At 33.4% G+C, this 12,498-nt stretch carries 13 protein-coding genes and 2 pseudogenes; 1 reads left to right on the forward strand and 14 read right to left on the reverse strand.

Annotation, left to right across the window (positions count from 1 at the left end):
* From QW060_RS18800 to QW060_RS18810, 3 genes and pseudogenes are all read right to left on the reverse strand, one after another.
* On the reverse strand, positions 1-205 hold a 205-nt coding region (locus QW060_RS18800; RefSeq protein ID WP_450091478.1), incomplete at its 3' end, for a mechanosensitive ion channel family protein.
* A gap of 70 nt (positions 206-275) precedes the next feature.
* Positions 276-1,474 (reverse strand): annotated as a pseudogene (locus QW060_RS18805) (aminopeptidase C).
* 111 nt (positions 1,475-1,585) lie between these two features.
* Positions 1,586-3,487 (reverse strand): S9 family peptidase, encoded by a 1,902-nt coding sequence (locus QW060_RS18810; protein WP_290361898.1) that lies wholly within the window; start codon positions 3,485-3,487, stop codon positions 1,586-1,588.
* Positions 3,488-3,671: 184 nt separating this feature from the next.
* Between QW060_RS18810 and QW060_RS28560 the strand changes: the two are divergent.
* Positions 3,672-4,021: pseudogene (locus QW060_RS28560) on the forward strand (DedA family protein); the annotation flags it as partial.
* On the opposite strand, the gene QW060_RS18820 reads toward QW060_RS28560, so the two are convergent.
* From QW060_RS18820 to QW060_RS18870, 11 genes are all read right to left on the reverse strand, one after another.
* Positions 3,979-5,358 (reverse strand): RHS repeat domain-containing protein, encoded by a 1,380-nt coding sequence (locus tag QW060_RS18820; RefSeq protein ID WP_317623196.1) that lies wholly within the window; start codon positions 5,356-5,358, stop codon positions 3,979-3,981. The pseudogene QW060_RS28560 and the gene QW060_RS18820 overlap by 43 nt on opposite strands.
* A 78-nt stretch (positions 5,359-5,436) precedes the next feature.
* Positions 5,437-5,712 (reverse strand): hypothetical protein, encoded by a 276-nt coding sequence (locus QW060_RS18825; protein WP_290364514.1) that lies wholly within the window; start codon positions 5,710-5,712, stop codon positions 5,437-5,439.
* Positions 5,713-5,870: 158 nt separating this feature from the next.
* Positions 5,871-6,836: an RHS repeat-associated core domain-containing protein gene (locus QW060_RS18830; RefSeq protein WP_290364513.1), complete on the reverse strand. Its 966-nt coding sequence runs from the start codon at positions 6,834-6,836 to the stop codon at positions 5,871-5,873.
* A gap of 45 nt (positions 6,837-6,881) precedes the next feature.
* Positions 6,882-7,487, reverse strand: coding sequence for a hypothetical protein (locus tag QW060_RS18835; protein WP_290364920.1), 606 nt, complete (start codon positions 7,485-7,487; stop codon positions 6,882-6,884).
* On the reverse strand, positions 7,453-8,466 hold the full coding sequence (locus QW060_RS28565; protein WP_397386083.1) for an RHS repeat domain-containing protein: 1,014 nt from the start codon (positions 8,464-8,466) through the stop codon (positions 7,453-7,455). Before QW060_RS28565 ends, QW060_RS18835 begins: the two co-directional genes overlap by 35 nt.
* A 166-nt stretch (positions 8,467-8,632) precedes the next feature.
* Complete coding sequence (locus QW060_RS18845) at positions 8,633-8,962, reverse strand: hypothetical protein (protein WP_290364511.1); 330 nt, start codon at positions 8,960-8,962, stop codon at positions 8,633-8,635.
* 69 nt (positions 8,963-9,031) lie between these two features.
* Positions 9,032-9,271, reverse strand: a complete 240-nt coding sequence (locus QW060_RS18850) for a hypothetical protein (protein ID WP_290364510.1) — start codon at positions 9,269-9,271, stop codon at positions 9,032-9,034.
* 583 nt (positions 9,272-9,854) lie between these two features.
* Positions 9,855-10,727, reverse strand: coding sequence for an RHS repeat domain-containing protein (locus QW060_RS18855; RefSeq protein ID WP_290364791.1), 873 nt, complete (start codon positions 10,725-10,727; stop codon positions 9,855-9,857).
* Between the two features lie 167 nt (positions 10,728-10,894).
* Entirely contained in the window at positions 10,895-11,170 is a 276-nt protein-coding gene (locus tag QW060_RS18860; RefSeq protein ID WP_290364509.1) for a hypothetical protein, read from the reverse strand.
* Positions 11,167-11,622 carry a hypothetical protein gene (locus tag QW060_RS18865; protein ID WP_290364917.1) on the reverse strand — a complete coding sequence of 152 codons (456 nt, stop codon included), beginning with the start codon at positions 11,620-11,622 and terminating at the stop codon, positions 11,167-11,169. The genes QW060_RS18860 and QW060_RS18865 overlap by 4 nt, the downstream gene beginning before the upstream one ends.
* Positions 11,579-12,498: RHS repeat domain-containing protein (locus QW060_RS18870; RefSeq protein WP_290364918.1), on the reverse strand; the 920-nt coding region annotated here is incomplete at its 5' end. The genes QW060_RS18870 and QW060_RS18865, both read right to left, overlap by 44 nt.

The following is a 12,498-nucleotide window of genomic DNA, read 5'->3' on the forward strand; positions in this document are numbered from 1 at the left end:
AGAATCCACGAAGTGACAAATCTACATTTCTGGCTTCAAATCGCTTTTTTATAAGCTTTAAAGCAGTTCGGATCAAAAACAATCCTACTACTAAAAGAACAACTGCTTTTATCAGCTCAGGAATAATATCTACTAATTTCTGAACCAAACCTGTAATAAGTAATTCTATACGGTCAATTCCTGCATCTAAATTCGATGTTTCCATATCTTTTTTTTAACAAAAATAAAAAAGAGAAGTAATTAAACTTCTCTTTTCTCTATTATATTTGATGCAATTATATACTTAACTTTTTTGCAATTGCTTTTGGTATCGCATTTTTATGAACCATAATATCTGTTGCCTTATATTTCATAAACTCTTTGCTCATATACATATACCCTTTATAATCATTGGTAAGACCCCATGAATTTTTTACGATATAATATTCTTTTCCATTCTGATCTTTAGCAATACCCACGATGTGCATTCCGTGATCATCAGTTGTTTCATAATTATCAAATGCTTTCTGACGCATATCTTCCGTTACTTTCAATTCCGGCTTCGGACCATTGAACATAGTCGCTTTTTCATCAGCTGTCATGCTTGCAAAATCTTTTTCAGGTACATAAGCAACTCCGTTTTTCCAGCTGAATCCTTTTTCAGAAACGTCTCCACCCCATGCAACAGTATATCCGTTTTTCAAAGCATTATCTACTACCTCTACCAATTCATCCATTTTCACGTTCCAAACCTGATCAAATGCCCAGTTGTCCGGCACTAATAACGTGAATTTTGTATAATAAGGATATTGTTTAAAAGAAGAAAGTTCTACATAGTCATCAGCATTAATTCCCACTACTTTTTCAGCAAAAGTTTTTGGAGTATATTTTTTTCCCTCATACGTAAACTCAGCAGGATAATCTCCTAAATACGCATCAATAATAGCTGTATATGCTTTTTCCCAATTTGGCGTCAATGAACCATTAGGGTTTTTCACGATAGCTGCCAATGTAGCTTCTAAAATAGCAGACATTTCGCCATTTTATTACGGGTAGTTCCATAGTTCAATCCGTTGTAAACAGATTGTGGCACTGTACCGTATTGTTTGTACATATTCATTACATCATGGAATGCACCACCTTCGCCTAAAGTAACAGCTCCATGCATGCGCACATACATTTTTCCTTTTTCTACATAGGCATTACGCGCCGTAAATATCTGTGATAATTCGATTGGTTTTTTTCCCATACGGATCATTTCTGACTCGATAAATGAGTTTCCGGAATAACTCCAGCATGTTCCTGAAGATCCCTGATCTTTGATAGAAGTATTTTCAACATTGATTACTTCGGTAAAAGTAAAATGATCTTTACTGTTTGCACTTTGGTTATTTTTTAATGAGTTTACTAAGTCATCCTGAGCAAACACATTTCCTGAAGCTCCTAAAGCAATAATTGCAGCCGCAAGAATCGGTTTTAATTTTAATTTAAACATTCTCTATTGTGATTAATTTTCTAAATTGGACGCATAAAGGTATCAATTGTTACACGAAATATGAATTTTTCAAGCAAAAAAAAGGGAAGCAAATTTGCCTCCCGTTTTTTTTTATAACGTTTCTTTTAACCATCTGAAAAATTCTCCCTGCCAAACTTTTGCATTCTGCGGTTTGGTTACCCAGTGATTTTCATCAGGAAAGTAAACAAATCTGCTTTTTATTCCCAAAAGCTGAGCTGCCTGAAAAGCTTCCTGTCCCTGTCCGATCGGTACTCTATAATCTATTCCTCCATGAAAAATAAGAATAGGCGTATTCCAGTTTGCTACTTTATTTTTAGGGTTGAATTCTGCATACGTCTTTCTTGCTACAGCATTGTCTTTCTCCCAATACGGACCTCCTGAATCCCAGTTTGTAAAAAACACTTCCTCTGTAGTTCCATACATAGACTCTAAATCAAAAACGCCACAATGTGCTATAAAAGATTTGAATCTGTTTTGATGTATTCCGGCAAGATAATAGATAGAATATCCTCCGTAACTTGCTCCGATAGCTCCTAATCTTTTGCTGTCAACATAAGGTTCTTTTGAAACCTCATCTATTGCGGTAAGGTAATCCTGCATAGGTTGCCCTCCCCAATCCTTAGAAATAGCTTCATTCCATTCAACACCAAAACCAGGCATACCCCGACGGTTTGGCGCTACAATGATATATCCTTCAGCGGCTATCAATTGAAAATTCCAACGGAAGGAATAAAATTGAGTTAATGCAGACTGAGGTCCTCCCTGACAGTATAACAAGGTTGGATATTTCTTGTTTGGATCAAAATTTGGAGGTAGTATTACCCATACCAACATTTTTTTTCCATCGGTGGTAGTAACGTATCTTTTCTGAAATTTTGATTTTCCTATTTTGGCATACAAAGCATCATTCACATGGGTGATTTGCAGCCATTTTTTTGATTTTAAATCATACGAAAATACTTCAGTTGCTGTATTGAAATCGGTACGGGTAAGAATTACTCTATTATCAACAAAACCGACAATTCCGGTTACATCAAAGTCTCCTTTAGTAAGCTGTTTTACGTTTACCGCTATTTTTGTAACCCCCGGAAAGTTGACTTCAAACAATTGTACTGTACCATCAACCGGTGCTGTAAAATAGATCTTTTTACCATCTTTACTCCACACATAACTGTCAACAGTACCATCCCATGCTGCTGTCAGATTTATATCCATTCCTCTGTGACGAACGATTATATCATTTTTGTCTGCCTCATATCCATCATGTTTCATCTGCAACCACGTAAGATCTCCATTTGGAGAAAAAGAAGGATGTGTATCATATCCAGGATTAGATTCTGTCAGGTTTTTAGTCTGTTTGGTATCTATATCGTATTCATATAAATCAGTGTTTGTACTCAGAGCATAAGCTGTTCCAAATTTTTTCTTGGATACATAAATAACTTTTTTGCCATCAGGAGACCAGATGTAATCTTCATCTCCTCCAAAAGGTTTCTGAGGAGAATGATACGGCTCATCTTTGAGTAAATCAATTTTCTCCTGTGTTTTTTTATTGGTCAAAATAACGTGATTAAATGTCCCGTTATTCCAGGTATCCCAATGTCTGTAATCAAGTTCATCATAAATGTAAACATCTGATTTTTCGACTCCTTCATAGTAGTCTTTTCCAAGAACCTTTGTTATTTTGACCTCTTCATGCGATAAAACATATTCATTTCCAGGTCCTGTATTTTTATCTGCTACCAAGCCATCTGCATTTTCAAGATTTTTTACTCTTTTACCATCGATGCTTACACTATAATAGGCAGTGTTGATTTTATTTTCACCTACATCAGGCGTACCCACTTTATAATAAAGGTATTTACCGTCTTCAGATAAACCTATTGGAGATACTCTCCCCAATTGCCATAACAATTCTTTCGTCATAACTTTTTGCTGTGAATGAGCATTTATCCCTAAAATACTTAAGGTTAAAATCAGAATTTTTTTCATTTGTAATTATTTTATCAATCGCTAAAATTAAGCATTTAAAACGAAATATCTAATCTGGCTTATGAAGCAGTATTATTAAATGATAAAAAAAACTTAAAAATTCATTGGTTGTTTATATAAATGAAGGAAAAACGAAAAATAATGAATAATTTTACAAGCGAAACATACAAAAGTAAAAACCTTGATGGAAAATTTCAATTGGGCTGATTTGATAAACCCGAGTTTTATATCAATTTAGAATTAGCCGGACATAAAATAGGAATTTATGTTGTTCTCTTTATAATATTTGCCGAAACAGGATTATTTGCAGGTTTTTTCTTACCCGGAGACAGTTTGCTTTTTTTAGCAGGCATCTACAGTGTTGATTTAATGAAAGAATTCGTGTATATCGAAAATGATTTTCTTAATGTCAGCGCATTGGCTGGTCTTGTAGCTTTCGCAGGTATATTAGGAAACTGCTTCGGTTACTGGTTTGGTGCCAAAAGCGGTAATTATTTATACAGTAAAGAAGATAGTTTTATTTTTAAGAAAAAGTCTGGACTTTGTGTTGTATTCGAAGCTGGAGAGTTCACAATTGATAACGCAGCCCCACCTTCAAAAATTTCATGCCTAATTGTAGTACCAGCTGTCTGCCCTCCATTGGCCTCTAAAGATTGTGCTTGTAGAACGTTAACTTCTTGATTACTGGTAGTTTCAGTTTGTCCATTATATGCTCCAAATAAGAACATCGTTTGATTTCCAGCACTATCTGTCCTAACAATATCTTGCGTAGTAGAAATATTTACAGTTTTATTTTTGTCCTCAATTATATCATATAAGGCTTTATCCTGAATGCTAAGCTTACTATAATCCAGTTTACTTTTATCTGCCATAGTTACTTTACCTGTTGTTGCATCTCTAACCATATTTAATTGTGAATCATCGTTTAGCTCCTTTAATGCTGTATCTGCATCAGCACCATTAATAATTAAATCAAACGGCATCATCCCATCCGGGTCAATAAACCGAATAGGATTATTGAATGCATAAACGTACGGAGAGAACCGTCTCATCTTCTCGGCTAATGGATCCACATTCATCCATCTTCCTAATGCAGCATCATAATTTCTTGCTCCAAAATCATATAGGTTTAATCCCATTTCTTCTTGTAACTCTTTACCATTGTATTGATACTTATAATTGGAAGCTGTATTCCCTGTCATATCATTATACCCCTGATGTTTTAGTCCAAACGGATAATAGTTGTTTTCTTCCAGAATTTCCGTGGGTTCTATTACGCCGTTGTTATTGCCATCCGCATACACCACCCGGTTGTTGCCCAAATGGTCTTTATGGATATAATGGTAAATATACTTATAATTCTGATAGGCTGTATAACCTTCGGGCTGAGGAAAGAACTGCAAAGTTCCGTTAAGATACTGAAAACCGTCTATATACTCGGTAATCTGATTAGGCCCGCTATTGGCCAATACACTTTTCTTTAATTTATTGCCCGCTGCATCATAGACATAATAAATACTTCCCTGATCTGTATCGATGACTATGGGCAAATTCAGATGGTTATACGTGATTTTAGTAATCCGTTTGTTGGTATCGGTGATTAAGTTTCCGGATCCGTCATAGGTATAGGCAGCACCCTCAGAAGGGATTTCTTTAAATCCGTCAGGGTTGTTGGTATAGTCTCTTACCATAGTCAGCTGATTGCCATTATAGGTATAATCGCGTTCGTCCATATCCAAAACCTGTCCGTCTACCATAGCTCCGGTACGGTTTAAGGTGCGGATGTTGCCGTTTAGGTCATAATTCATACTTTCTCTGTGTGCCTGATGGCGCATAAAGCCCATGGTCCAGCCTCCGTGAAAAGACATCATCTGCTTCCTTTTATACGAGACATGTAAGTAATATGTACTATGCTATAAGATAAGTGATACGTCAGTGTGGGAGAGAAATTATCTCCTTTGTATAGTATCCCATGCACTTGATTCCATCCATTTATTTTTCCACTCTTTAGGAAATGTCCAATGGTTTCTATTTTCCAAAGGAATTCTTATATAATAAAACTCTTTCTTATCTCCATTTGGCTTCTTTACATAACAGATATTTTCATCTTTTATTTTTATTAAACTATCTCCCACTGAAATGTAATCCATGATTTCAGAACGCAATGGAAATCCCTCTTCAATTCCATCGTTTCTTTTTATTAATACAGAAGTCATGACATCCATACTTTTTCTCCTATTATATTTTTCAATTATAATAGCTCTATAATTATCTTTAATATCGTTTTCTATTAACGAGTTATAATTCACTTCTCGGATTATAGTTACTATCATAAAAATAAAAAAGATAATGCCGAAAAAGATAAGATATGGTTTAAGTGCTTTCATTTTTTCACCTTTTTAGATTTGAATTCTCTTGACAAAGTACTGGTTCCTCCAGAATAGGTAGCACTTGCTTTCCCAGCTTTACCTAACACTTGTGACAAAGTCTTAGGCGCGCTACCATATCCTAAAGAACGGGATGTCCAGGTAGTTGGATACCGATGTCCGGGATAAACTTCATCATGTGTACCTTCTGTGTTACTCCACGTTACAGAGTATCCAAAACCAGCAACACCTATCGAAGCAGCATTATAACCTCCCTCAAAGCCTTTAACATCAAAAAAATCAGTTGCTATATCTTTATTATACTTAGATCCAAAGAAACTAAAACCAGCACCACCTCCGACACCTACATTTCCTCCTTTAGAAGTATAAATACCCAAATTACCCTCGCTTTCACCATTTAAGAAATACGCAATCGACAACCCAAATTCCATACCTCCACCAACAGTTGCAGAACCACTAAGATTTATACCTATAGCATCATATTGTTTTTTAAGGTCTTCCATACTCATACCTGTATCAAAAACAAGTGGTTTGTCAGGATTAATATTGAGTTCGGTATCAAAAACATAGTCTTTATCTCCAGTATCTACTATTATTCTTATAATTTCCTTTTTATCCTTATTATTGATGATGATATCATCTTTAATCATTCCCGTAGGATCGGTAAACCTAATCGGATTGTTACCTACATATGAATATGCTTCCATCGTTTTCTCCACCAACGGATCCACATTCATCCATCTTCCTAAAGTCGGATCATAATTTCTTGCGCCAAAATCATACATATTCATATCTTTTTCGGGTTGAAATTCTTTTCCTCCAAAGGTGTATTTATAGCCTGTATTTCCTGTAATGGTACTGTAATTCTGATGTTCTAATCCAAATGGATAATAATGATGCTCTTCCAGAATTTCCGTTGGTTCTATTACACCGTTGTTATTGCCATCTGTTGATGAGTACAATTGTAAAAAATGGAGAGAGAAAATTTTTACTTTAAAAATAAAATATTAATTCTTACAACCTTTTTTAATAGCTTTTTCAATATTTTTAGCAGACACCTCAGATTTATTAGTTCGCCATTTACTAACTATTTTATTATTTGTTTTACAAACAAGATAAGTATTTACTTTTAACCTATCATTAGTCATAATTGTTCCTTTACCTTTACCAATAACATCCCAATCTAAAAGCCCCTGTTTAACTTTAACCATTGTAGAATCAATTAAATCTTTTTCTTTTAACAAGGTAAAAATTTTAGGAGAAGGCTTGGTTGTAATTTCTCCATCAATAAAAAAGATTTTTTTTCCAACTTTAATATAATCTAAAGGGAAATAACCACTACCGTCCGAAGACAATACTACTTTGTTTATTTGAGGAGACACCCTATACATAATGAAATCTGTGCTATCTATGTAATCTTTACTTAATCTAAAATATTTATATTTTAAAGTGTAAGTAACATTTTTTTTACAATAATTCTTGATAATATTTTCCATTATTTCCTCTTGAGGACAATTAGTTTGATTTATTGACTTACAGCCTAACAAAGTAGTTAAACAAAAAAATAAAATCAGAAATTTATCTGGATTTTGCTTCAAAAACATTGACATCATTATATTGTTGGTTATATTTCTTACTAATTATAAAATGAGGAATACTTTTTCCTTTAAAGTTTAATTTATCGTCATCACTTGCTAATGAATTATCAGGATGGCTGTGATAATGATATTTAGCATACCTGCTTCTACCTAAATAGGGTTTTGAACTTTTTAAATATTGCCAATCTATCTTTTCATTCTCATTGTATCTAGCAGAATTAGATGTTGTTGAAGTATTACTTTTATGAGCTTCAACTAAAAATCCTGAAATATCTTTACCCATAGCATTATTTCCTAAAGCGTATCCTGACACTTCAACACCAGCCAGTTTAGTATAATCGGCAATAAAATTTTGAAATTGAGATTCTGTAGGTTGATCTGTTCCGTTTATTTCTATAACATTATTGTTTTGTTTAAAATTTATACCATCTTTTAAAATTCCTTTAACAATATTATCAACTAAAACACCTTTGACTTCTCCCTTTTTATTCAGGTTTACAATCCTATCAGGATTATTATTCTTTTCTCCATGTTGTTTTATTTCTCCGGTTTTTCTATTAAAAGTATAATCCGTATCAATACCATCCGATGCTAACAGAATTTGTAAATCCTTAGCAAAATTAACTGCAGCTTGTCCACTAAAACTCCAACTCTGCATTCCATCAGGATCAATAAAGTATATAGGATTATTATACGCATAGTTATAAGGAGTCCATCTTCTTGAATTTTCCGCCAACGGATCTACATTCATCCATCTTCCTAAAGCCGGATCATAATTTCTTGCTCCAAAATCATATAGGTTTAATCCCATTTCTTCCTGTAACTCTTTCCCGTTGTATTGATACTTATAATTGGAAGCTGTATTCCCTGTCATATCATTATATCCCTGATGTTTTAGTCCAAACGGATAATAGTTGTTTTCTTCCAGAATTTCCGTTGGTTCTATTACACCGTTATTATTGCCATCTGCATAAACCACCCAGTTATTGCCCAAATGGCCTTTATGGGTGTAAGGGTAAATAGCTATTTAATAATATTTTTATTAAGTCAGGTTTTTTTGAATTTGTAGATAATAATTTAAGAATTAAATCATAAAAATATTTGGAATACTATAAACAACAAAGCCCTACGACATGTATGACTTTGTTGATTTATTATAATTATTTTTTTTGTTGTTCTTCAATTGCTTTTTCATAAAATGGAGCTATCTCCAATATTATTTTTTCTCCATTTCGAAAAACTTGTATAACTGAGTCTCCTTTTACTTTACTAATAGAATCTCCAATTCGTAACTTGCCCCAAAAATACGGATGAATCCCTCTACTCTTATTGTCAACAAATTTAATCATCGAAGCATTGTGATTAAATTTATCATAATATTTCCTTTCGATTTTCCCATTATAGGAATCCTCAATTTCTAAATTATAATTTTCTGTCATAATTGATAATACATCCTTTTTAAAAATGAATTTAAAAGCTAAAAAAGACATATTCCTATCATTAAAACAAAAACTATCGGATGAACCTTTATTCCTCTTTGCTTTTCCATATCAAAGTAATTATAATTTTAAAACCCATGTTCTCGTAGAACTAATCATAGCTCCAACAGAGACTTTTCCTACTTGAATTCCCGTAGAAGGATATTGTGAAGATTGACCCCCTCCATAATATATATAAGGTCTAGAGTTAGATTCAGTACGATTACCAAAATTAGAGAAACCATTTCCTTGAGTTCCTCCGTATTCAATACCTCCACTTGCTATACCTATCCCAACACTTAAATTTACTGAATTACCCATACCATTGAAATCATTGATTGCAAAAGTTTGATTATTTGTAGGATTAATTACACCCGAAGTAATTCCAATACCTCCTCCAAGTCCGGCATTTACACTAAATAGAAAGTAAAAAGAGAATAGTACGTCTCTTACTCAGACTTATTTTTAAATACACAATCACAACCGATCCTTATCAATCTTTAGTGATACATAAACCTTTTATATTATCTGCATAATGCAAATCGTTTATAGAATCTCTTTCGAGGCATATTTCTGTATTCTCATTTAATTGAATACAATTGATATAATTATTATACTTAAGACTGACATTAGAATTTCCTACATGTTCTTCTTTATTCCAGATAGAATGTAGTTTAAATAAATATTTCTTATTTACTCTTATTGAATTACATTTTTCTACACTCTGTTTTTCTGATATTATTTTAAACAGAGAATCGCTTCTCTTGGCATAGATTAAATAATAATTATTGATAGAGTCAATTTTATAAACTGAATATTCTAAACTTGAACTTGAGTTTACCTTATGTGTTTTACATGAAAATATTAAAGCACATAAAAAAATAAAGATTATATTTTTCATAATTTAATTTCTTATTTCTATAATTACTGGTGCCTTCTTGCCGTCCTTTACAGAAAATTGTACACTTATTGCTGCTTGTGGAACAGAACCATTACTACTTCTATATAAAGTATTTCCACTTTTATCTAAAAAACTTTCATATACCTGACCTGCCTGCGGAGTAGCCTTATTGTGTGCAGAAGTATATACAGACCCCACTTTGTCACCAGCTGGAGAAGATACACCTGATTTTTGTGATATCACTCCTCCTTGATATGCTTCCGTTACTTCATGCAAAGTATTACTCCCAGGCTTATTATAATATGAATCAATCTTACTTAATGTTAATGGATTAATTTCTTGATTTGCTTCCACGATTTTTTTGCCCGACGCAGAATCTACATTATTTGTAACTGTATTTCCTAAAAAAGCTCCACCTAAATAAGGCGTACCTCCTGCAGTAACATTATAATTCTCTGCTGCTACATTAACATTAACTGAATGGTCGTCAATTGCCGAAGTTAGTTGTTTACTATCTGAATCTAAAGTTGCTCCTTGCACGACTGTATAGCTTACTTTTCCCGCTGAATCCATACTCAAATTCAATTGCCCTTGAACTGACTTCTGCAACTCCGCAAAAGCAGCGGCAGACTCAGAACCAATAATAATGACATCATTTGGTCCCATCCCATCAGGGTCAATAAACCTCATTGGGTTATTAAAACCGTAGTTATAAGGAGACCATCTTCTCATCTGTTCCGCCAACGGATCAATGTTCATCCATCTTCCTAATGCAGGATCATAATTTCTCGCACCAAAATCATACATATTCAGGTCTTTTTCGGGTTGAAATTCTTTTCCTCCAAAGGTGTATTTATATCCTGTATTTCCTGTAATAGTGCTGTAATTCTGGTGTTCTAATCTAAAGGTATAATGTTGTTATAACTTTAACTTATTGAACAATAGAAAAATAAAATTGATGTAAGGTAAGTTTACCCATTTACCTCTTTTACAAGTTTTTTTTTTCCATAATAATTTATTTTCTAATTCAAATAATCTAAAAATCAATATTCCGTTTTACTTTTGATATGTCCTAACAATAATGTCACTAGAAATATTATTATTCCTAATAAAGAGCCTATTAAAATTATTATTAACCACCAATAAGGCAATACCCATAATAGAAAATATTTAATAGAGCTTAATACATCCTTATACCAAACTCCCTCATAATATTGTTCAATGTAAACATCATCTTGTAAACCAGAAATGTAAGAAAATGTTAAAATAATAATAACACCAATTAACCAACAAATTATAATCTTTTTATGTCTTCTCATTTTTTATTTTTTTTATGTGGATCAGCATTTTCAAAACGTGCATTCCATTCTTCTATACTGTAAATTTTATCACTCCCATCATTTTTATAAATCCCTTCAAAATTACCGTCTTTATCTATTTTTATAAGAACATTAAACTCGCTAATTTGTCTTTCATTTTTACCAAATAAACTTGTGAAAGGAGATCCTTCATAGAATCCAATACCAAGAAAAACACTTTGTCCACTTGGATCACTTATAAAGGCTTCAGTACTAGGGAAGTTATCACCTACTAAACTCCCTATAACTTGTAAAAAGCCTTTTTCTTTATTTTCATTTATATAAAAATTTGATTCTACATCTATATTCGGAGCTCCAGGTGTTAATGGATTTGCACCGGCATAAGAAGTCTTAAAACTATAATTCTTATCAGACCCATCTTTGAATATACCAAAACCAGTAGTAAAAACCACCAGAAGGTTCTGCTGTTCTTCTAAAACCTGGTGCTGAACTATGCCAAGTAGGTGAACTCCAATTAGAAAGTGATATATTTGACTTATCAGTATCAAAATTAATCCTTTGGTGAACTCTTGCTGAAGCACTTGCTGATGTAGAGTACCCTCTATTATCTCCGTGAAATCCTCCTCCAAATGTTTTAAATGGAGCAAACGATCTAATAGTAATTGGATATGGTATTCTACCATCCGGATCTATAAAATAAACAGGATTATTGAATACATAAACATACGGAGAGAACCGTCTCATCTCTTCCGCCAACGGATCTACATTCATCCATCTTCCTAAAGCCGGATCATAGTTTCGTGCTCCAAAATCATATAGGTTTAATCCCATTTCTTCCTGTAACTCTTTACCGTTGTATTGGTACTTATAATTGGAAGCTGTACTCCCTGTCATATCATTATACCCCTGATGTTTTAGTCCAAACGGATAATAGTTGTTTTCTTCCAGAATTTCAGTTGGTTCTATTACGCCGTTGTTATTGCCATCTGCATACACCACACGGTTGTTGCCCAAATGGTCTTTATGGATATAATGGTAAATATACGCATTGTTCTGATAGGCTGTATAACCTTCCGGTTGAGGAAAGAACTGCAGGGTTCCGTTAAGGTACTGAAAACCGTCTATATACTCGGTGATCTGATTAGGTCCGCTATTGCCCAATACACTTTTCTTTAATTTATTGCCCGCTGCATCATAGACATAATAAATACTTCCCTGATCTGTATCGATGACTATGGGCAAATTCAGATGATTATACGTGATTTTAGTAATCCGTTTGTTGGTATCGGTGATTAAGTTTCCGGAACCATCATAGGTATAGGCAGCAG

Source organism: Paenimyroides ceti, from assembly GCF_030409925.1.